Source organism: Mesorhizobium sp. M0563 (assembly GCF_040321065.1).
Lineage (GTDB): Bacteria > Pseudomonadota > Alphaproteobacteria > Rhizobiales > Rhizobiaceae > Mesorhizobium.
This window is the reverse complement of sequence record NZ_JAMYQV010000019.1, coordinates 60,218-80,020: the sequence shown is the minus strand read 5'-3', so window position 1 is coordinate 80,020 and position 19,803 is coordinate 60,218. Positions and strand designations below refer to the sequence as shown.

19 protein-coding genes and 1 pseudogene are annotated in these 19,803 nt (G+C 63.4%); 9 read left to right on the top strand and 11 right to left on the bottom strand.

From position 1 onward, the window contains the following. Window positions 1-30: 30 nt before the first annotated feature. A complete protein-coding gene (locus NKI50_RS22660) occupies window positions 31-1,059 on the bottom strand; it encodes a cation diffusion facilitator family transporter (RefSeq protein WP_502895887.1) in 1,029 nt (342 codons plus the stop codon). Further along, window positions 1,056-1,319 carry a metal-sensing transcriptional repressor gene (locus tag NKI50_RS22655; RefSeq protein WP_023719742.1) on the bottom strand — a complete coding sequence of 88 codons (264 nt, stop codon included), beginning with the start codon at window positions 1,317-1,319 and terminating at the stop codon, window positions 1,056-1,058. The genes NKI50_RS22660 and NKI50_RS22655 overlap by 4 nt, the downstream gene beginning before the upstream one ends. A 103-nt stretch (window positions 1,320-1,422) precedes the next feature. Here NKI50_RS22655 and NKI50_RS22650 point away from each other — a divergent pair, with 103 nt between their 5' ends. Continuing rightward, on the top strand, window positions 1,423-2,094 hold the full coding sequence (locus NKI50_RS22650; RefSeq protein ID WP_352481908.1) for a TIGR02117 family protein: 672 nt from the start codon (window positions 1,423-1,425) through the stop codon (window positions 2,092-2,094). Between the two features lie 194 nt (window positions 2,095-2,288). Here the strand turns inward: NKI50_RS22650 and NKI50_RS22645 are convergent, their stop codons facing one another. Both NKI50_RS22645 and NKI50_RS22640 read right to left on the bottom strand, forming a co-directional pair. Beyond that, window positions 2,289-3,497 (bottom strand): FAD-dependent monooxygenase, encoded by a 1,209-nt coding sequence (locus NKI50_RS22645; protein ID WP_352717600.1) that lies wholly within the window; start codon window positions 3,495-3,497, stop codon window positions 2,289-2,291. A gap of 19 nt (window positions 3,498-3,516) precedes the next feature. Next, a complete protein-coding gene (locus NKI50_RS22640) occupies window positions 3,517-3,762 on the bottom strand; it encodes a zinc-finger domain-containing protein (RefSeq protein ID WP_023722726.1) in 246 nt (81 codons plus the stop codon). A 149-nt stretch (window positions 3,763-3,911) separates the two neighbouring features. Between NKI50_RS22640 and NKI50_RS22635 the strand changes: the two genes are divergently transcribed. Genes NKI50_RS22635 through NKI50_RS22625 form a run of 3 tightly spaced genes read left to right on the top strand, consistent with a single transcriptional unit; the run spans window position 3,912 to window position 8,765 of the window. Further along, a complete protein-coding gene (locus NKI50_RS22635) occupies window positions 3,912-6,113 on the top strand; it encodes an RNA degradosome polyphosphate kinase (RefSeq protein ID WP_352481763.1) in 2,202 nt (733 codons plus the stop codon). Then, window positions 6,113-7,645 (top strand): exopolyphosphatase, encoded by a 1,533-nt coding sequence (gene ppx, locus NKI50_RS22630; protein WP_023722728.1) that lies wholly within the window; start codon window positions 6,113-6,115, stop codon window positions 7,643-7,645. The genes NKI50_RS22635 and ppx overlap by 1 nt, the downstream gene beginning before the upstream one ends. 58 nt (window positions 7,646-7,703) lie before the next feature. Then, window positions 7,704-8,765, top strand: a complete 1,062-nt coding sequence (locus tag NKI50_RS22625) for a serine hydrolase domain-containing protein (RefSeq protein ID WP_352481762.1) — start codon at window positions 7,704-7,706, stop codon at window positions 8,763-8,765. Window positions 8,766-8,788: 23 nt separating this feature from the next. Here the strand turns inward: NKI50_RS22625 and NKI50_RS22620 are convergent, their stop codons facing one another. The 5 genes from NKI50_RS22620 to betI form a co-directional block, all read right to left on the bottom strand. Further along, on the bottom strand, window positions 8,789-9,211 hold the full coding sequence (locus tag NKI50_RS22620) for a DoxX family protein (protein WP_023722730.1): 423 nt from the start codon (window positions 9,209-9,211) through the stop codon (window positions 8,789-8,791). Window positions 9,212-9,357: 146 nt separating this feature from the next. Then, on the bottom strand, window positions 9,358-9,792 hold the full coding sequence (locus NKI50_RS22615) for a DoxX family protein (protein ID WP_023722731.1): 435 nt from the start codon (window positions 9,790-9,792) through the stop codon (window positions 9,358-9,360). 128 nt (window positions 9,793-9,920) lie between these two features. After that, window positions 9,921-11,318, bottom strand: a complete 1,398-nt coding sequence (gene fumC / locus NKI50_RS22610; RefSeq protein ID WP_023722732.1) for a class II fumarate hydratase — start codon at window positions 11,316-11,318, stop codon at window positions 9,921-9,923. A gap of 146 nt (window positions 11,319-11,464) precedes the next feature. Then, complete coding sequence (locus NKI50_RS22605; RefSeq protein ID WP_023722733.1) at window positions 11,465-12,223, bottom strand: SDR family NAD(P)-dependent oxidoreductase; 759 nt, start codon at window positions 12,221-12,223, stop codon at window positions 11,465-11,467. Between the two features lie 115 nt (window positions 12,224-12,338). After that, complete coding sequence (gene betI / locus NKI50_RS22600; RefSeq protein WP_031195249.1) at window positions 12,339-12,941, bottom strand: choline-binding transcriptional repressor BetI; 603 nt, start codon at window positions 12,939-12,941, stop codon at window positions 12,339-12,341. Between the two features lie 122 nt (window positions 12,942-13,063). Between betI and choX the strand changes: the two genes are divergently transcribed. The 3 genes from choX to NKI50_RS22585 are packed head-to-tail and all read left to right on the top strand — an operon-like array spanning window position 13,064 to window position 16,313. Further along, window positions 13,064-13,999, top strand: a complete 936-nt coding sequence (choX, locus tag NKI50_RS22595; RefSeq protein ID WP_031195251.1) for a choline ABC transporter substrate-binding protein — start codon at window positions 13,064-13,066, stop codon at window positions 13,997-13,999. Then, window positions 13,996-14,856: an alpha/beta fold hydrolase gene (locus tag NKI50_RS22590; protein ID WP_023722736.1), complete on the top strand. Its 861-nt coding sequence runs from the start codon at window positions 13,996-13,998 to the stop codon at window positions 14,854-14,856. Before choX ends, NKI50_RS22590 begins: the two co-directional genes overlap by 4 nt. Before the next feature lie 8 nt (window positions 14,857-14,864). Then, window positions 14,865-16,313, top strand: a complete 1,449-nt coding sequence (locus NKI50_RS22585; RefSeq protein WP_352643239.1) for an amidase — start codon at window positions 14,865-14,867, stop codon at window positions 16,311-16,313. Window positions 16,314-16,356: 43 nt separating this feature from the next. Here the strand turns inward: NKI50_RS22585 and NKI50_RS22580 are convergent, their stop codons facing one another. After that, window positions 16,357-17,154: an NIPSNAP family protein gene (locus NKI50_RS22580; protein WP_352588565.1), complete on the bottom strand. Its 798-nt coding sequence runs from the start codon at window positions 17,152-17,154 to the stop codon at window positions 16,357-16,359. Window positions 17,155-17,304: 150 nt separating this feature from the next. Between NKI50_RS22580 and NKI50_RS22575 the strand changes: the two genes are divergently transcribed. Continuing rightward, window positions 17,305-17,898, top strand: coding sequence for an LmrA/YxaF family transcription factor (locus tag NKI50_RS22575; protein WP_352717596.1), 594 nt, complete (start codon window positions 17,305-17,307; stop codon window positions 17,896-17,898). Window positions 17,899-17,958: 60 nt separating this feature from the next. Here NKI50_RS22575 and NKI50_RS22570 read toward each other — a convergent pair whose 3' ends face one another. After that, window positions 17,959-18,552: a hypothetical protein gene (locus tag NKI50_RS22570; protein WP_023722740.1), complete on the bottom strand. Its 594-nt coding sequence runs from the start codon at window positions 18,550-18,552 to the stop codon at window positions 17,959-17,961. A 119-nt stretch (window positions 18,553-18,671) separates the two neighbouring features. Between NKI50_RS22570 and NKI50_RS22565 the strand changes: the two are divergent. Then, window positions 18,672-19,801: pseudogene (locus NKI50_RS22565) on the top strand (metallophosphoesterase). The last annotated feature ends 2 nt before the right edge of the window (window positions 19,802-19,803 follow it).

Below are 19,803 nucleotides of genomic sequence, written 5' to 3'. Positions count from 1 at the left end.
CGGACGAGACTAGCAGAAAATCGGCGAGCGTCAGTGCATGTGGCCGTGGTCATGCGTGTGCTCGTGAGGGTGCGGATGGTCGTTCTCTCCACGTTCCGTTGAAAACCGGACATTCGCCTCAGCCAGGGCTGGCATATGCTGGGACAGTTCGTCTTTCAGCGCTGCCGCGATCTTGTTCGCCGCCGACAGCGGTAAGGTTTCGTCCGCGGCAATTGCGATGTCGGCGTGCAATCTATGACCGACCCAGCGCGCCTTAGCATCGACAATATGCGCGCCCGCAACATGCTCGGCGGCATGTCGGATTTCATCCATCACACCGGGTTCGATTCCGTCCAGCATGCGGGTCAGCACCGAACGGGCCGATTGCCACACGATACCGAAGATCGCAATCGTGATCAGCAGGCCGACGATCGGGTCGGCCAAGGAAAAGCCGAGCCAGACGCCGATGGCTCCGATGACCACGGCAAGGCTGGTAAGTCCGTCGGTGCGGGCGTGGTAGCCGTCGGCAATGAGTGCCGCGCTGTTGATTTCGCGGCCGACGCGGATACGGAACACGGCAACCGCCTCGTTGCCGAGGAAGCCGACAATGCCCGCCGCCGTCAGCCAGCCGAGGTGTGTCACTACTTGTGGATTGATCAGCCTGTCGATGGCTTGGTAGGCGGCGACAACAGCGCTGAACAGGATGATGAGCACGATGATGATGCCGGCCAGATCCTCGACCCGGCCCAAGCCATAGGTAAAGGTCCGCGACGGCTTGCGCCGCGCCAGCACGAACGCAATCCATAGCGGGATCGCCGTTGTCGCATCGCCGATGTTATGGATCGTGTCGGCCAGCAATGCCACGCTCCCCGACAGCACAACCACGACCATCTGCAACGCCGCGGTGATGGCCAGGATTACGAACGACCATTTGATTGCCCAGATGCCCCGGTCGGTGGTAGCAATTGTCGCATCGATGACGCCGTGAGTGTGACCGTGCGAACCGTGATCGCCGTGATGATGTGCGGCGTGCGAGCCGAACCCGAGCCAGTCCAGAATGCGGGCTACGATGGCATTCATAGATACTTCGCCAGCTGCTTGAGTTCCGCCAGCGAGTTGCCGCCGGTTTCCACGCTGTCCGTGAGGCAATGCTCGATGTGATCGTTGATCAGCTCGCGCTTGGCGCTGCTGATGGCCCTTTCGACGGCATGAAGCTGCTGCGCCAGATCAACGCAAGGGCGATGCGCCTCGATCATGGCCAGCACAGCCGCAAGGTGACCTTGCGCGCGCTTCAGGCGCTTTATGATGGAAGGATGCGAGGCGTGGAGGTGATCTGACATGCTTGAGCATATCCTCCCGGGGAGGATACGCGTCAAGCGCTTTGTCAGCCGTGCAACTCCAGAGACGCTTCACCTTGAGCATGGCTTGCTCTAAGCCTTTCCCATGAAGAAGCTTGCCCGTTTTCTTGGCCTGCTGGTCGTTGCAACAGTGCTTGCCGCAGCGCTGGGCACGCTGCTGCCGCGCCCGCTCTGGCCGGCGGCAGTTGCCGATCCGATCGGCGCAAGCCACCGCATCTTGGTGCTGCAAAATCCGATCCACACCGACATCGCCATTCCGGTCGACGACGATATGCGCCGGCGCTTCCATTTCCTGGTCGATGCCGGCATTCCTGCCGACATGGCGGAGGTCCGCTACATCGTCTTCGGCTGGGGCGGCCGCGCCTTCTATCTGGAGACGCCGACCTGGTCGGAGCTGAAGCCGATGCCGGTGATGAAGGCGCTGACCGTCGATGCCTCGGTGATGCATGTCGACATTTCCGGCGACATCGCCGAGCCGCATCCCGACGTCGCCGGCTTCGACATCGGCGACGAACGCTTTGCAGCGCTGCTCGATTACATTGCGGCAAGCTTCCAGCGGGGGCCGAACGGGGCCATTCCGATCGAGAATGCGGCCTATTCCCGCTTCGATCGTTTCTTCGAAGCCAATGGCCATTTCAACGCGCTGATCGGCTGCAACACCTGGACGGCGGCGGCACTGCGCACGGCCGGGCTGCGCACCGGCTGGTGGAACCCGCTGCCAGCCTCGCTCGGCCTGTCGATGCGGCTTCACAATTGAAGAGGGTTCCGGCTGATCAACGCCGCGATCCTTCGAGCCCTCCTTTCGCCAATCTCTAACGTTGCAGGACCTAGCAAGGCGCCGAAACTGCCAATCTCCCTCCTTGTGGGGGAGATGTCCGGCAGGACAGAGGGGGGCGCTGTCCCGCCGGCCTATCGAGCTTTTTATCGCCGATCCCCAGACTCGCGCGCCCGCTAGCCATAAAGCCAATCAAGATCGGCGGCGAGCTTTTCGGGTGAGCGCATCGCCAGGAACAGGTTGCGGGCCATCGCCACCGGCCCGGCCGCGTGCCAGGCGAGGCGGTTGACCGCGCCGCGGCGGGCGACCTGGGCGACGCGCGGCCGCCGCGCCTGTTCCCAAGCGGCAAGCGCGCCGCTGAGATCGGCAGGCGAGGTGGCAACGAAGCCGGCAAGCGTCGCCGCGTCCTCGATCGCCATCGCCGCGCCCTGTGCGGCAAAGGGCGTCATCGCATGCGCCGCATCGCCGATCAGCGCGACGCCTTCCGGTGTCGTCCACCGCCGCTGCTCGACGGTGTGGATCGGCCATGCCGTCCACGGCGCCGCCTCGCTCGCCAGACGGACCAGCGCCGGCGCGGTACCGCGCATGGCACTGACGAGGCTGGCGGGGTCGGCATGCCCCGACCAGCCCTCGGCGATTCGCTCACCCCTGGTGAAGGCGGCGAGATTAAAGGCAGTGCCACGGCTGACCGGATAGGCGACCATATGGAAGCCGGGATAGAGGAATGCAGTAACGCAATCGGGCGCACCGATCATGCCGAAGGCCTGTCCGGCGAGGCTGTCCGCGGCCACCGTGGCTCGCCAGGCAAGCTCGCCCGAGAATCGGCTTCTGACAAAGTCGGCCTCCGTGCGGGCCAGCTTTTCTCGCACCGACGACCAGACGCCGTCGGCTCCCACCAGCAACGATGCCTCGGTTTCGATGGTCGTGCCGGCAATCTCGACTGTTGCGGTGATGCCATTCGGTCCGGATGCTACGCTGCCGACGCGGGCGCCGGTGACAAGCTCGAACTCGGGTCGCTCGGCTGTCCGCGCCATCAGCGCTGACTGCAGATCGCCGCGGTGGGCAACGAGATAGGGCGCTCCCCAGCGCGTTTCGGCGGCCTGGCCAAGCGGTACGCGCGCCAACTCGCGCAGCGTGGCGGCATCCTTGAGCACGACCGCCTCCGGCCGCACCGCCGTCGGCAGCAGCCGATCGAGTACGCCGAGTTGTCGAAGAATACGTGTCGCGTTGGGCGACAGCTGGATGCCGGCTCCGGCAGCCTCGAGGTGCTGCGCCTGTTCGAACAGTTTTATCCGATGGCCGCGCTCGGCGAAGGCCAGTGCCGCGGTCAGCCCGGCGACGCCCGCCCCGGCGATGACCACATGCCGGGACTGCGTTTCTCGCATCAGGCTTGTCGCGGAAGAATCAGGCGGCCTGGTCGATATAAAGGCAGCCCGGCGGCACCGTTTCCAATGCCTTCAGCTTCGGCGAATAGCGATAGAGCGTCGAGCAGTAGGGGCAGACCTTTTCATTGTCGTCGCCCATGTCGAGAAATACATGCGGATGGTCGAAAGGCGGATTGGCGCCGGTGCACATGAATTCCTTGACGCCGATGTCGATTGCCGGATAGCCCGCATCGTTCTGGAAATGGGGAATGGAACCGCCTGCCATCGTCGTCTCCTGATCTTGTCGATTGGATCTGGATCATAACCCGTCTCTTTGCAAGATCGATGAAATGAAACTGTCGCAAAAGCCTGTCAGAGGATAAGTTAAGCCGGTTAAGGCTGGCGCCGACGGCTGGTGTAGGAAGAGCAGGAACCATGAACGAACTGAAGCCGGTGCAAAGCGAATTCATCACCATCGAGGCTGCGAGCCGCGAAGGCGGCAATCCTGACCGCTTCGTCAACCGCGAGTTTTCCTGGCTGCAATTCAACCGGCGCGTGCTCGAGGAATCGCTGAACGCCAATCATCCGCTGCTCGAGCGCGTTCGCTTCCTGTCGATATCGGCGGCCAATCTCGACGAGTTCTTCATGGTCCGCGTCGCCGGTCTTGCCGGCCAGGTGCGCGAGGGTATCGTGCTGAAGAGCCCGGACGGGCGCACCCCCGAGCAGCAGCTCGAACAATTGCTGCGCGAGGTCGAGCGCCTGCAGGAGGACCAGCAGAACAGCCTTTCGGCGCTGATGCTGCAGCTCAACAAGGAAGGCATCGAGAGCATCACCCGCGATGCGCTGACCAAGGACGAGAAGACCTGGCTCGAGGACCATTTCCAGGAGCAGGTGTTTCCGGTCCTGACGCCGCTGTCGATCGACCCAGCGCATCCGTTTCCGTTCATTCCCAATCTCGGTTTCTCGATGGCGCTGCAATTGCGCCACCGCAAGAACGGCGAGGAAATGAGCGCGCTTTTGCGCCTGCCGGTAGCGCTGAGGCGCTTCATCCGCTTGCCGGATCGCAAGCATCACGTCCGCTTCGTTCCGCTCGAAGAGGCGGTCAGTCTCTACATCGGCAAGCTGTTCCCCGGCTATGAGGTCAAGGGCTCCGGCACGTTCCGCATCATCCGCGACAGCGATATCGAGGTCGAGGAAGAATCCGAAGATCTGGTGCGGCTGTTCGAGACGGCGCTGAAGCGTCGCCGCCGCGGCTCGGTCATCCGGATCGAGTTCGACAGGCTGATGCCGTCCGAATTGCGCGACTTCGTCGCCGGCGAGCTTGGCGTCTCGGCCAGCCGCATCAGCGTGCTTACCGGGCCGCTGGCGCTTAGCCAGATCTCGGAGATCGTCGCCGTCGCTCGCGACGATCTGAAGTTCACGCCCTACAATCCGCGCTTCCCGGAGCGCATCCGCGAGCATGGTGGCGATTGCTTTGCCGCCATCCGCGAGAAGGACATCATCGTCCACCACCCCTACGAATCCTTCGACGTGGTGGTGCAGTTCCTGCGCCAGGCGATGGCCGATCAGGAAGTGGTGGCGATCAAGCAGACGCTCTACCGCACCTCCAACGACAGCCCGATCGTGCGAGCTTTGGTCGACGCCGCCGAGGCCGGCAAGTCGGTGACGGCGCTGGTCGAGCTCAAGGCGCGCTTCGACGAGGAGGCCAACATCCGCTGGGCGCGCGACCTCGAGCGCGCCGGAGTCCAGGTCGTCTTCGGCTTTCTCGAGCTGAAGACCCACGCGAAAATGTCGCTGGTGGTGCGGCGCGAGGATGGCAGGCTACGCAATTACGTGCATCTCGGCACCGGCAATTACCACCCGGTCACCGCGCGCATCTACACCGACCTGTCCTTCTTCACCACCGATCCGACGATCGCGCGCGATGTCGCGCAATTGTTCAATTTCATCACCGGCTATGCCGAGCCGGCCGAGCAGATGCGGCTGGCCATATCGCCGTTCACGCTGCGCAACCGCATCCTCAAGCATATTTCGGACGAGATCGGCCACGCGCTGGATGGCAGGCCGGCTCGCATCTGGATGAAGATGAATGCGCTGGTCGATCCGATCATCATCGATGCGCTCTACGATGCCAGCCGCGCCGGCGTCGAGATCGATCTCGTCGTGCGCGGCATCTGCTGCCTGAGACCGCAGGTGCCGGGCCTGTCGGAGAACATAAGGGTGAAGTCGATCGTCGGCCGCTTCCTCGAGCACAGCCGCATCTATTGCTTCGGCAACGGCCACGGCCTGCCCTCGGACGGGGCGATCGTCTACATCTCCTCGGCCGATTTGATGCCGCGCAATCTCGACCGCCGGGTCGAGACCATGGTGCCGATCACCAATCCAACTGTGCATGAACAGGTGCTCGGCCAGATCATGCTCGGCAACATCATGGACAACCAGCAAAGTTTCGACGTATTGGCTGACGGAACCTCCCGGCGCGTTGTGCTGGAGGAGGGCGAGGAACCGTTCAACGCGCAGGAATATTTCATGACCAATCCGAGCCTGTCCGGACGGGGCGATGCGTTGAAGTCGCATGCGCCCAAGCGCATCGCGCAGTTCAAGCGCCGCAAGAAACAGAACGCAGCGACGGGCTGATGATTTCAGCGTCCCAGGGCCGGCTTCAGGACCGCCGACCGCTGTCCATCATCGATATCGGGTCGAACTCGATCCGTCTTGTCATCTATGAAGGGCTGGCGCGCTCGCCGACCTTGCTGTTCAACGAAAAGATGCTCGCCGGCCTCGGCCGCGGCATCGTTTCGACCGGAAAGCTCGATCCCGAGGCGGTGACGCGCTCGATGGAAGAGTTCCGCCGTTTCCGCGCGCTCTCCGACCAGGCCGGCGCCGAGCGCATGTATGTGTTGGCGACCGCCGCCGCCCGTGAGGCGGTCAACGGCCCCGACTTCATCCACCGCGCCGAGGATGTACTCAAGACCGAGATCCAGGTGCTGAGCGGCCGCGAGGAAGCCCATTATTCGGCGCTCGGCGTCATCTCCGGTTTCCACCCGGCCAACGGCATCGCCGGCGATCTTGGCGGCGGCAGCCTCGAACTGATCGATATCGACGGCGAGGCGATCGGTGACGGCATCACCCTGCCGTTGGGCGGCTTGCGCCTGCAGGACATGGCGAAGAACTCGCTGACCCAGGCGGCAAAGATCACGCGCGAGCAACTGGCGCGGGCGAAATTGCTGAAGGGCGGACAGGGCAGGGCCTTCTACACGGTCGGCGGCACCTGGCGAAACCTCGCCCGTCTGCACATGGAAATGACCAACTACCCGCTCGGCGTCATGCACCATTACGAGATCGGCATCGAAAGCGCCGCGAGCTTCCTCCGGCAGGTCGCCAAAGCCGAGATCGATAAGGTCAAGGGCATCGAGGGCGTCTCCAAGAACCGCCGCTCGCTGCTGCCCTACGGCGCCATCGTGCTGCAGGAGATCATGGCGGCGATGCAGCCGTCGAAGATCATCGTGTCGGCGCTGGGCGTGCGCGAGGGCTTTCTCTATTCGCTGCTCGACAAGGCCGAACAGAAAGCCGATCCGCTGATCTCGGCGGCGGAAGAGCTTGCCCGCCTGCGCTCGCGATCGGTCGACCACGCGCATGAGCTTGTCGAATGGACCGGTAAGGCCTTCGCTGCCTTCGGCATCGACGAAACCAGGGATGAGGCGCGCTACCGCCACGCCGCCTGCCTGCTTGCCGATATCGGCTGGCGCGCCCATCCCGAATATCGCGGCAAGCAATCGCTCAACATCATCGCCCACGCCTCGTTCATCGGCGTCGACCATCCCGGCCGCGCCTTCCTGGCGCTTGTCAGCCTGTTTCGCCACGAGGGCGTGTTCAATGAAGCCGCTCCGGAAATCCGCGGGCTGGCGACACCGCGCTATCTCGAACGCGCCCGGGTATTGGCGGCGCTGTTGCGCGTCGTCTATCTGTTGACCGCGGCAATGCCGGGCGTCATGCCGCGGCTGAAATGGGAAAACCGCGGCAATGGCGTGCTGGCGCTAGTGCTGCCGGCAGCGCTGGCCGATCTTTACGGCGAGCGGCCGGCTGGCCGGCTGGCACAGCTGGCAAGAGTCACCAACCGCCGACTGGTGCTGGCGGTCGAGGGCGGGCCGAGTATGTCTGTGAAGTGAACGGGCGGTCCAAGGCAGCATTTCGGGACGGTGGGGTAAACGCGGAGCGAAAAATTCCATGACCATCCCATCGTCATCTCCGTCCGTAGCTGCAGCAGAAGCGCTCGGCTTCGATCCAGCGATCCACCGCAAGCTGCTTGCCGGGCTCGAGTCCGGCCTGTTGCGCGACCTGCACATCGTTCTCGCTGCCCGCTCCGAGAAGGTCTTCCTGGAGCACTATGCCGAGGGCAGGGACGAAGAATGGGGGCGCCCGATCGGGCAGATCGCCTTTGACGCCGGCACGCTGCACGATCTGCGCTCGGTAACGAAGAGCATCGTCAGCCTGCTTTACGGCATTGCCCTCGACACGGGACTGGTGCCGCCACCCGATGCGCCGCTCTTCGCGCTGTTTCCCGAATACGCCGATCTCGCCGCCGATCCCGCGCGTGAGAAGATCACGATCGGCCATGCGCTGACGATGACGCTCGGCATGGAGTGGGACGAAAACCGTCCCTATAGCGATCCGCAGAACAGCGAGATCGCGATGGAGAACGCGCCCGATCGTTATCGCTTCATCCTTGAGCGGCCGATCATCGCCGACCCTGGGAGCCGCTGGATCTATTCCGGCGGCAGCGTCGCGCTGGTTGGCGCGATCATTGAAAGAGGCTGCGGCAAATCCCTGCCGGATTTCGCGCGCGAGGCGCTTTTCGCGCCGCTTGGCATCGAGCGCTTTCACTGGTCGGCTGGTGGTGACGGCGTCGCCTCCGTAGCGTCCGGCCTCAGGCTGGCGGCCCCTGATCTTTTGAAGATCGGCCAACTCCTTCTTCGCAAGGGTCTGTGGAATGGAGAGAGGATCGCGTCGGAAGGCTGGATAAACGCGTCGTTAACAGCCACAATCTCGACGCCGGACGGCCTTGGTTATGGCCGGTTGTGGTTCACCGGCGACGCGCCGGCGCCAGCATTCGCCGCCCCGAAATCATGGTATGGGGGTTTCGGCAATGGCGGACAGCGGCTCTGGCTGATGCCCGAGGCCGACATCGCCGCCGTGATCTATGCAGGCAAGTACAACGCCCAGGATGCCTGGGTGACGCCGACCCGCGTCTGGCGCGAGATCATTCTGGCCAATTTCCTGAACGCCTGATGATCTGTGCTGACGCCAGTCTTTCAGGTCGCTTCGGCACCGACGCCGATGCCACGCCCGTCGGCCGACCAGGCGCCCGCACCAGCCATTGCCAGCGCCAGAAAACCCCCTGCTATGGCAATGTCCTTCATCAGCATCTGTGAATGCAGGAAGGTCAGCGTCGGATCGTCGCCGCCTTGGCCGTAATGACCAATGAAGGCGGTCGCGATGCAGAAGGCGGCGAGCAGCAGCGCCACGATCGGCGTCTTGAAGCCGACGAGGATGAGCAGCCCGGCGATCAGCTCGAACAGCCCCGTGCCCCAGGCAGCGAGTGTTGGCAGCGGCAGTCCGAGGCCGGCGAAATAGCTAGATGTGCCGGCGATGTCGGCAAGCGCATGGAAGCCGGACGGCACGAACAGTGCCGCGAGCAGCAGCCGGGACAGCAAGAGCAGCGCATTGCGGGGCATGATTCACCTCCGTTATCAGCGGCCGTTTTGGCCCAGCGCCCGATCTTAGCAGAGTTCCGGCCAGCAGATCGACCGACGCATTCCGACAACGAAAAAGGGGCACGGAAAATTCCGCGCCCCTTTTGTCTAGGCAATGCTGGGCCGCTTCAGCCGCGCTTGGCGTCGATCGAATACGCGCCGGCACCCGAGGAGGCGAGCACGAGGAAGCCGCCGGCAATGCCAAGGTTCTTCATGAAATTGATCATCTGCATCTGATCGGCCCAGCCGGTGTGGGCGACCAGCGCGGTGGCGACGGTGAAGATCGCCATCACCCAGCCGACGATCCGGGTCTGGAAGCCGACGAGGATGGCGAGGCCGCCAAGCAGTTCGATGAGGCCAACGACAATGGCGGTCACCATCGGCAGCGGCAGGCCAAGGCTGCCGAAATAGCCGGCCGTACCGGCAATCGCCGTCAGCTTGCCGAAGCCGGAAAGCAGGAAGATGACCGAAAGCAGGATGCGGCCGAGCAGGATCGTGCCCGAGGCGCCGGAGGCGGTGCCGGACCCGGCAAACGAAGTGTTGGTGGACGTGTTGGTGGACATGCGTAACTCTCCAGAAGGGTTTGGCCAAACGACTTGGGATAGCCGTCCAGTTAGCGCATGCCGACTGTTCACCAAAGACGTCAGATTGGTTACGGATTGTTCACCGAGGTAACGTTTTCGCGATCAACTTACCCCGGGTGCGTCATGTCCTCCGGCCGCACCAGCCGCTCATAATCGGCTTCGCTGACCAGCCCGGTCGCCAGCGCTTCCTCGCGCAGCGTCGTGCCGTTCTTGTGCGCCGCCTTGGCGATCTTGGCGGCGTTGTCGTAGCCGATCGTCGGCGCCAGCGCCGTCACCAGCATCAGCGAACGGTCGAGCGCTGCCTTGATGTTGTCTTCGCGGGCCTCGATGCCGACGACGCAATTGTCGGTAAACGACACCGAAGCGTCGGCCAGCAGCTGTACCGATTGCAGGAAACAATAGGCCATCAGCGGATTGTAGACGTTGAGCTCGAAATGGCCTTGGCTGCCGGCGAAGCTGATCGCCGCATTGTTGCCGAACACCTGCACGCAAACCTGTGTCATCGCCTCGCATTGTGTCGGATTGACCTTGCCCGGCATGATCGAAGAGCCCGGTTCGTTTTCCGGCAGCGACAATTCGCCGAGGCCCGAACGCGGGCCGGAGCCAAGCAGGCGGATATCGTTGGCGATCTTGAACAGCGCTGCCGCGCAGGCATTGATGGCGCCGTGCGAGAAGACCATGGAATCATGGGCGGCCAGCGCCTCGAACTTGTTCGGCGCCGTGACGAAATCGATGCCGGTGATCGCGGCGATACGTGCCGCCACCTTTTCGGCAAAACCGACCGGCGCGTTGAGGCCGGTGCCGACCGCGGTGCCGCCCTGTGCCAATTCCTGCAGACCTGGCAGGGTCATCTCGATGCGCTTGATCGACGAGGCGACCTGCGCCGCATAGCCGGAGAACTCCTGGCCGAGCGTCAGCGGCGTCGCGTCCTGGGTGTGGGTGCGGCCGATCTTGACGATGTGGGCGAAAGCCCTGGTCTTGGCCTCGAGTGCCGCATGCAAATGTCTCAGCGCCGGCAGCAGGTCGTGGATGATGCGCTCGGCGCAGGCGATGTGCATGGCCGTCGGATAGGTGTCGTTCGACGACTGGCTCATATTGACGTGGTCGTTTGGGTGCACCGGCTTCTTCGAGCCCATGATGCCGCCCAAAAGCTCGATCGCCCGGTTAGAGATCACCTCATTGGCGTTCATGTTGGACTGGGTGCCCGAGCCGGTCTGCCAGACGACCAGCGGGAAATGCTCGTTGAGCTTGCCGTCGATGACCTCCTGGGAGGCTTCGATGATGGCCTTGCCGATCGCCGGATCGAGTCGCTTCAGCTCCATATTGGCTTCGGCGGCGGCCCGCTTGACGATGCCCAGCGCCCGCACGATCGACGCCGGCTGTTTCTCCCAGCCGATCTTGAAATTGGCAAGTGAACGCTGCGCCTGCGCGCCCCAGTAACGGTCAGCGGCGACCTCGATGGGACCGAACGTGTCGGTTTCGGTTCTGGTCTCTGGCGCGCTCACGAAGTCTCTCCGGGTTGCAAATTTGCAAACGGCGTATCGCGTTGCACAAATGCCTTCAAGCGGAGATTGTGGACGATGGGGATGCAAATCGGTTGAAGCAGCGCCTTTCCTTCTCCCGCAAGGGGAGAAGGAAGAGCGCGCGCTCCTCACCCCGCCGTGTACCCTCCATCCACTGCAAAGATGCCGCCGCTGGTCCACGCCGCTTCGTCGCTGGCGAGATAGACCGCGATGCCGGCAAGATCGCTGGTTCGGCCGATGCGGCCGAGCGGGTAGCTGCGCTCGACATAGGCCTTGAGCTCGGCCTGCGCGGCTTCCGGCAGGTTTTCGATCGACCTGCGCCGCATTGCGGTGTCGACCGTGCCGGGCGCGATGGCATTGACCCTTATGCCGCGCGGCCCGAGCTCGAAGGCGAGCGACTTGGTCAGCGAATTGAGCGCGCCCTTCGACAGCGAATAGAGGCTGGACGGCCGCTTCGGGATCATCTTGTGCGCAAAATAGGATGAGATGTTGATGACCGATGCCCCGCCCGGCGCGAGATGCGGCAACAGTCGCTGGGTGAGGAAGAATACAGCCGTGACGTTGAGCGCGAACGATTGCTGGAACTGGTCCTCGCTGACGGTCTCGAACGGCGCCAGGAACGCCACGCCGGCATTGTTGACGAGGATGTCGAGAGGTGGGCCGCGCCTGGCATGCTCGACCACGGCGTCGATGCCGGCGCTGGCCGACAGGTCTGCCGACAGCGTTTCGACGCCGTCCCCGAGCTGCTTGCGGGCGGCGTCGAGTTTTTTGCCGTCGCGGCCGACGATCAGCACGTCCGCGCCTTCGCGCAAAAACGCCTCGGCGATTGCCAGCCCGATCCCGTCCGAGCCGCCGGTGACCAGTGCCCGTTTGCCGCCCAGTCTCATCCAACACTCCCGCGCAATGCCGTCTTGTCTGACAAGGAGAGCAGCGCCGTTGGCAACTGTGGTCAAGCCGCCAGCCTATCCTACAGTATGAACTTCGGCTGTCGGGCACGATGGTCTATTCGGCAGCGGCTGCATCGCGCCGAACAGCCAGGCGGGTAGCGACAAACTCCTTGACGTGATGAATGGCCTGTTCACGCGTGACGCTGCCGGGCTGCAGGCCAAGCCGCAACCATAGCCCGTCGATCAGGGCGGTGACGCCGAAGGCGATCTCGTCAGCATCGGGCGCCGGCATCAGACCGCGCAGGCCGGACAGCAGGTTGGAGCGCATGCGCGCATGGATCACCTTCTGGATGCGGGCCAGCTTTTCGTCGCGCGGCACCTCCGCGCAAAGCGAAAGCCAGGCATGGCAGAGGGACGGCTGGAAAAGATGCGGCTCGAAATTGCCTTCGATGATGGCATCTATCCGTTGCATTGGGGTGCGCGCCTGCTTCAGCCGCTCGACCACTGCATGACGCAGCACCAGGTTCGACTCGCGCATGGCGTGCTCGAACAGTTCCCGCTTGCTGTTGAAATAATGCAGCACGATGCCCTTCGACGCGCCGGCCTGTGCCGCCACTTTTTCTATGGTGGCGCCAGCTATGCCTTCGCGCTGAAGCACGGCAAAGGCGGCTTGCCGCAGCTCTTTGCGGCGTATGTCGCTGAGGCGCTTGAGTTTCACGGGCCGGATCCATGCATCGAAAACCGACGTTGACATTTTCGTCCGCCGAGATCAAGAATTGACCGGTGGGACAATATAAGGACCGAATGGTCAACACCGTTGGTGAAATGAGGAGAACCGAAATGCTTCGTAGCCTTGGAATAGGCGCCTCGCTCTGGGTCCTGCTGGCGACCCAGCCGGTCTTTGCGGCTGAACCTGAACAATGCAAGGTCGTGCGCATGGCCGAGCCTGGATGGAACGACCTTGCCTTCACCACCGGCGTCACCAGCGTCTTGCTCGATGCGCTCGGCTACAAGCCGGCAAGCTCGCTTCTGGGCATCAACGTCATCTATGAATCCTTGAAGAACAATGATTTGGACGTGTTCCTTGGCTATTGGGATCCGGCGATGATCACCTATTACGAGCCCTATAAGAAGGACGGCTCGGTAGACGATGTGCGCGTCAATCTCGTCGGCGCCAAATACACCTTTGCCGTGCCGACTTACGTGTGGGAGGCCGGCGTCAAGGATTTTGCCGACCTGCAAAAGTTCGCCGACAAGTTCGGCAGGAAGATGTATGGCATCGAGCCGGGCTCGAACCAGCTGATGATGGACGCCATCGCCGATAAGTCGCTGGGCCTCGATGGCTGGCAGGTCGTCGAATCGAGTGAAGCCGGCATGCTTTCCGAGGTCGGCTACGAGATCAAGGAAAAGCGCTTCATCGTCTTCCAGGGTTGGGCGCCGCATCCAATGAACACGATGTACGACTTCAAATATCTGAGCGGCGGCGACAAGTTCTATGGCCCGAACTTCGGCGCCGCGACGGTGACGACGCAGGTGCGCAAGGGCTATCTGCAGCAATGCCCGAATGTCGGGCAGTTGCTGAAGAACCTCGCCTTCGACATCGATTTCGAAAATCTCGGCATGGGCTATCTCATCAATGACGGCCTGAAGCCTGAGGAAGCCGGCCTGAAGGCCATCAAAGGGAATCCGGATAGGCTCGGCGCCTGGCTTGCCGGTGTCACCACATTCGATGGCAAGCCCGCGCTCGACGCGGTCAAGCAGCAGCTCGGCCTTTGATATCGGTCGATCAGGCTGGCTGGAACGGCCGCAAGCGCAAGGTCGGTGCCGGCTGCACTGAAACGGCCTGCGTCGAAATCGCCGGGCAGGAGCCCGCGCTGGTGCTGGTGCACGGCTTCTCCGACACGAGCCGCAGCTTCTCCTTGCTGGCGCCGCATCTCGCCGGGCGCCGGCTTATCATCCCAGACCTGCGCGGGCATGGCGCCTCGCCGGCCGGGACACGCGGCTTCGCGTCAGCGGATTTCGCGGAAGATGTGGTGAGTTTGATCGAGCGGTTGCGCCTCGAGCGGCCGGTTCTGGTCGGGCATTCCTTGGGCAGTATGGTGGCGATCGAGGCAGCAGCGCGCTATCCCGAGATGATTGGCGGCCTGGTGCTGATGGCCGGAACGGTGCGGCCGCAGATCGGTGAGGATCACCCGATGACCATTGGTGTGCGGGCACTTCGAGACCCGATATCGCCGGCCGATCCGTTCTATGACTATTGGCATGCCTGCGAGGCCGAGGTTCCAGCGGACTTCCTGACCATGGTTGCAAAGGAGGCGTCAGCCATGCCGGCGGCACTTTGGCGAGCAATCCTGGAGCAGGTTCGGCGCGTCGATCTTACCGACAAGGCGCGTACGCTGCGCCTGCCGGCGCTTGTCATTGCTGGCGGGCGCGACCTGCTCTTCGACGAAACGCACCAACAGCGGCTCCTCGAAGAAATCCCTGCCGCGGAGTTCGTGGGCGCGGCGCGGTGCGGGCATAACCCGCACTGGGAGGATCCGGCATTGGTCGCGGCAGCCATCGCCCGATATTTCAAGGTCCGGAGTAAAGCTGGATCCCAGTCGACGGCCGACGCGACCGGCAGTCCGGGCTGAGAGCAGTCATGAACCTTTCCGAATATGTGGCGTTGGATGCCGTCGCCCTGGCCGGGCACGTTCGTTCGGGCGAACTGTCCGTTGTCGAGGTCGTCGAGGCGGCTATCGAAGCAATCCAAAGCATCAATCCCGCCATCAATGCCGTGACACTGATCGATGCGGACCGGGCGCTTTCCGCGGCGGCAAGCTGCAACCGGCACGCCGCACTCGCCGGCATTCCTTTCCTGGTCAAGGACACCGGCGTGAATGTGCGGGAGTGGCCGACGACGCACTCGTCGCTCTACTTCAAGGATGCCGCGCCGAAACCCGACAGCGAGATGGTCCGGCGATGGCGGGCCGCCGGTCTGATCTTGCTGGGCAAGACAAACACGCCTGAATTCGCCAATGACTTCGTCACCGAACCCAGCTTTCGCGGCCCCACCTTGAACCCTTGGGATCTTTCGCTGACGGCGGGCGGCTCAAGCGGTGGAGCTGCTGCCGCGGTGGCAAGCGGCATGGTGGCGGTCGCCCACGGTTCCGATATCGGCGGCTCGATCCGGGTGCCGGCTGCCTGTTGCGGCGTGTTCGGCATGAAGCCGTCGCGCGGACTCACGCCTGTCGGCCCCTGTCGAGGTCAGGTCGGCGCCGGGCTCTACGCCGACAACGTCCTGTCCCGCACCGTTCGCGACAGCGCCGCCATGCTGGACATAACTGCCGGTCCAGAACAAGGAGCGCCTTACTCCGTGTCAAAATCGGTGCCGTCCTACCTGGACTGGCTGTCTTCGCCCGGCGAGCATCTGCGCGTCGCGTGCCTGGCGCACCGGCCGGATGGCGCGCCGGTCGCGCCCGAGATCGAGGAAAAATTACGTCAAGCCATGGTCCTCCTCGAGGATATGGGGCACGAGGTCACACAGGCGCGTTTCCCGCGGGAAGGCAGCGCCGAAGCGGACTGGAGCATCTTCTGGATGTCGGAGGTCGCGCGGCTGGTTGACGAGCGCGCCGACGAGATCGGGCGGATGCCGGGGGCCGGCGAAATCGAAAGCCTCAGTCGTCACGCGCTCGACTGTTTTCGACGGTCCTCGGCCGCCGACTATCTCAGGGCGCAGGACCATGTGCACAGCGCTTCGCTGGCGATGGCGAGGGCGTTCGATGCGTTCGACCTGATCATGACGCCGACCACGGCCGGCCTGCCGCCCCGGCTTGGCGCCATCCATGGCGATGGTGCTCTCTTTGATTACGAGGCTTGGGCGAGCCGGGCTTACGGCTTTGCGCCTTTCACGGAAATCTTCAACGTCACCGGCCAACCGGCCGCCAGCCTGCCGCTGTTCCAGTCGAAAGGCGGCCTGCCGATTGGCATCCAGCTCATTGGCCGCAAGAACGAGGATCACCGTCTGCTGCGCGTTTCCCTTGACCTGGAGCAGGCAACCGCATGGACGGCGCGCTACCAGGCGATCCATGCCAGACACTTTCAGGCATGAACCAGGAGGCTCCGGCGACGTAGGAGGCGTCGACGATGTTGGTTCATACCGAAATTGGGTGCTGCCCGAGCAGCGATCGCGCCGTCGGTAACAGACGCAAAACCTCCGCGGGCCTGGCGAATTCCCGTTGTACGGTCTGCTGAAGCGCCTGCCAGTCTGGGGAGGCGGCCAAGGCCGCCTCGTGGCGGGTATGCGCCTCGGCGCTGTCGAAACCGGTGATGCTGATGAAGACGTTTTCGCTGGCCCGCACCGGCAGCCGCGGAAAGCTGTTTTCGGCATGCTCGGTGACGAAGGCGGCGAGCGGTTGTCCGCCAAGTGCGGCAAGAACCGGAAGAGCCCCGGTCTGGAAATCCCTGGCGAAGCCGGCTTCGAGGCCCGGTCGCAAATGATGAATCCTGATGACAACAATTGCCTGCAAAGCACTGCTTGCGCTCGGTTTTTCGAGATCCGTCTGGGGTACTCGCTGCAATCCCGAGAGGTCGAAGCCGGCGCCCGGCCAAGCCGGTTTCAGCAGCAGCACGTCGTCGGAATCGATCATCGTGGCGTTGGCGGCGTTGCGCCAGGCCGCCCAGACCGGCCCGTCATAGAAGGCGGCCAGCGCATGCTTCCGCGCGATCATGCCGTCGAAGCCGCGCAACCAGACGAACATATCTGGCCGGTCGAGGTCGCGGAACTGGCCGATGATGGTCATGCCCGCGGTTTCCTGGCCCTCGATCAAATGATTGTCGAAGATGCCGATCAGCGTCTCGCGTCGGCCAGGTTTCAGCGTGTATTGCCGAAGTTCGACGACGGGCGAGGCGAGCAGATCGGATTTAGGCGCGGCATTCAAAGGCAGGTTCATCGCTCGATCTCAAAAACAGGACAGTCATCCTGTTTTATAAAACAGACCGGTTGTCCTGTTTTGTCAATCTGCTATCGTGTGGAAATGTCAGCAGAGACCACAGCCCGCCCAAAGGCGCGGGCTAAAAAACGCACCAATGACCCCGAAGGCATGCGCAAAAAGGTGCTCGATGTCGCCGAAGAGGCGTTTCAGGCACGCGGCTATCACGCCTCCAGCATGGGCGACTTGATGGCGACGGCGGGCGTCACCGGCGGCGCGCTGCACCACCATTTCGCGACCAAGAAGGCGCTGGCGCTAGCAGTCATCGAAGAGCGGGTCGCCGCCGCCGTCGAGGAGACCTGGATCGCGCCAGTGCGGAGGGCCGGCTCGGCGCGGCAGGGCGTGCGCGCCGTGTTCGCGGCCGTCGCGGCGGAGCTGGAGCAGCAGGGATTCGTGCGCGGCTGCCCGCTCAACAATCTGGCGCACGAACTGTCGCTTGCCGATCCGGATTTCCGCATTGCCCTTGCCGACATTTTTTCGGCCTGGCGTCAGGCGATTGCCGACAAGATCAGGGCCGACCAGCAGGCGGGCCGGGAGCAGGGCACCGATCCGCAGCGCTTCGCAGCGCTCGCCGTCGCCACCTATTCCGGCGCCATGTCGATGGCCAAGACCGCACAGGACACAAGAGTGCTGCGCGACTGCCTGATGGCCTTGGAACAGGGAGTCACGAGGCGACGTCGCAGGATACTCCACAAAGCCCCTTGACGCCGGCAGGACAGAGGCGCCGCCGTCGCTCACTATGACCGAGGTGGGGAGGCCGAGCTCTTAATTCGGCAGCGGCTTGATCAGCTCGTAGCCGACCACGCTTTCGGCGCTGGTGCCCTCGTCATAGCGCCTGGCCACAACTGCCTGCAAGTCGGGTGCGTAAAGCGCGGTAAACTCGTCCCGCGTCTCGCCGGCCTCGCTCCTGATCGTCTGCTTGACCGCGAGCACGGAGTATTTGCATTCACCCAGGCTGAACGTCTCCTTGCCCTTGACGTTGATCTCCAGCGTCTCGGTGCCCTTCGGCGGCTTGTTCGGTGCGAGGCGGGCAAACACGATCTTGTTCTTAGCCCCCGCCTTCAGCGGGAACACCTTCCTGAGATCGGAAAACGGGATCATCGCCAGCTGCCCCGTGCTGCTGTCGCGAAACACCTCGATCAGTCCGCCGAACAGGTACTGCGACTGCGGCGATTGCGACTGGTATTTGTTGGCAACGGCCACCATTCCGCCCGCTGCCGGTCGAAATTCGCTGTGGATGCCAGGCCTTTCGAGAATGAAGCCGGCCTTGGCCGATTTGACGTCGATGCACTCGGCGCCATGCGCTGCGCTCGTCACCGCCAGAATGGCCATTGTCATGCCGATGGAAGCAGTTTTCATGCCGTCCTCCTCTGCCCGCGCAAGTTGAATGCCGAAAGCAATGCCAGACCTGGGAGAACGTGTCGACATACTTTGCGAGCAACTGGACTGCCGGTCCGCGTCGTGCTGAATTTTAGCGCATGATGCATCGCATTCCCGCCCCACCGGTTTCCCGGCGCAGCTTCCTGATGCAGGCAGCGGCCCTTGCCGTGGCCGGCGCCGTTTCGCGCCCGGCCTTCGGCCAGACCGGGCAGCGCATCCCGCCGATCGACGCCACCTTCCTGTTTATCGCTGATGTCCATGCCTGCCGAATGGCGAACGGATTGAGCCCGCATTGCGAGCAGGAGGGCAAGACTGACGCTGCCTTGCTGCGCAATGTCGCCGCACTCAACGGCGTCGGTGACAGACAATGGCCGGCCGAAATCGATGGCGTTGCCACCGGCCTGCGCTCGACGGGCAAAACAGCACGCCGCTCGGCCTCGTCGTTGGCGGCGACATCACCGATGACGGCGGCGGCCAGATCACCCAGCCCAGCGAGGGCACGCAGCTGCTTCAGTTCAGCCAGCGCTACCAGCAGGGCGTCGGCCCCGACCGCGTGCACATTCCGGTCTATGTCGGCCTTGGCAACCACGACCTCGACCAGAACGGCCCGCGCTCGCATGTCGACTGGTACCGCCGCGAAATGCGAGACTATGTTGAGGTCAACCACCGCCCCGGCGTGTTCTTCAAGCCGCCTGCGCCGGCGACCGACTACGACGTCGAGACCGACTGCTATTCATGGGATTGGGGCGGTCTGCATCTTGTCCAGACGCACCGTTTTGCCGGCGATACCGGCCACGGCGCCGCCAGCAGCCTGCCATGGCTGAAGCAGGACCTTGCCACCTATGCCGGCGACGGCCGCCCGGTCATCCTGTTCCAGCATTATGGCTGGGATACCTTTTCGATCGAAAGATGGGACGCGACCGAAAGTAGCTTCGACGACAACGGCACGGGTCCACCGCATTGGTGGAGCGAGGCCGACAGGCAGGCGCTGCTGGCTGTGCTGAAGGGTTACAACGTCGTCGGCATCTTCCATGGCCACCAGCACGCGACGCCGATGATCTACCACCGTGACGGGCTTGATTTGTTCAAGCCGAAGGCCGCCTTCATGGGCGGCTTTGCGTTGGCGCGGGTGACCGGAAACAGCATGGATGTGGTGCTGGGCGAAGCCGCCGGAGATCATGGCGAGGTCACCTTCACCAATGCGTACAGCAAAAGCCTGACTTTCTGACG

Excerpts from the sequence above, each read along its gene's own strand:
- NKI50_RS22660 (WP_502895887.1), bottom strand. The coding sequence starts at position 1,059 with ATGAATGCCATCGTAGCCCGCATTCTGGACTGGCTCGGGTTCGGCTCG.
- NKI50_RS22655 (WP_023719742.1), bottom strand. The coding sequence starts at position 1,319 with ATGTCAGATCACCTCCACGCCTCGCATCCTTCCATCATAAAGCGCCTG.
- NKI50_RS22650 (WP_352481908.1), top strand. The coding sequence starts at position 1,423 with ATGAAGAAGCTTGCCCGTTTTCTTGGCCTGCTGGTCGTTGCAACAGTG.
- NKI50_RS22645 (WP_352717600.1), bottom strand. The coding sequence starts at position 3,497 with ATGCGAGAAACGCAGTCCCGGCATGTGGTCATCGCCGGGGCGGGCGTC.
- NKI50_RS22640 (WP_023722726.1), bottom strand. The coding sequence starts at position 3,762 with ATGGCAGGCGGTTCCATTCCCCATTTCCAGAACGATGCGGGCTATCCG.
- NKI50_RS22635 (WP_352481763.1), top strand. The coding sequence starts at position 3,912 with ATGAACGAACTGAAGCCGGTGCAAAGCGAATTCATCACCATCGAGGCT.
- ppx (WP_023722728.1), top strand. The coding sequence starts at position 6,113 with ATGATTTCAGCGTCCCAGGGCCGGCTTCAGGACCGCCGACCGCTGTCC.
- NKI50_RS22625 (WP_352481762.1), top strand. The coding sequence starts at position 7,704 with ATGACCATCCCATCGTCATCTCCGTCCGTAGCTGCAGCAGAAGCGCTC.
- NKI50_RS22620 (WP_023722730.1), bottom strand. The coding sequence starts at position 9,211 with ATGCCCCGCAATGCGCTGCTCTTGCTGTCCCGGCTGCTGCTCGCGGCA.
- NKI50_RS22615 (WP_023722731.1), bottom strand. The coding sequence starts at position 9,792 with ATGTCCACCAACACGTCCACCAACACTTCGTTTGCCGGGTCCGGCACC.
- NKI50_RS22605 (WP_023722733.1), bottom strand. The coding sequence starts at position 12,223 with ATGAGACTGGGCGGCAAACGGGCACTGGTCACCGGCGGCTCGGACGGG.
- choX (WP_031195251.1), top strand. The coding sequence starts at position 13,064 with ATGCTTCGTAGCCTTGGAATAGGCGCCTCGCTCTGGGTCCTGCTGGCG.
- NKI50_RS22585 (WP_352643239.1), top strand. The coding sequence starts at position 14,865 with ATGAACCTTTCCGAATATGTGGCGTTGGATGCCGTCGCCCTGGCCGGG.
- NKI50_RS22580 (WP_352588565.1), bottom strand. The coding sequence starts at position 17,154 with ATGAACCTGCCTTTGAATGCCGCGCCTAAATCCGATCTGCTCGCCTCG.
- NKI50_RS22575 (WP_352717596.1), top strand. The coding sequence starts at position 17,305 with ATGCGCAAAAAGGTGCTCGATGTCGCCGAAGAGGCGTTTCAGGCACGC.
- NKI50_RS22570 (WP_023722740.1), bottom strand. The coding sequence starts at position 18,552 with ATGAAAACTGCTTCCATCGGCATGACAATGGCCATTCTGGCGGTGACG.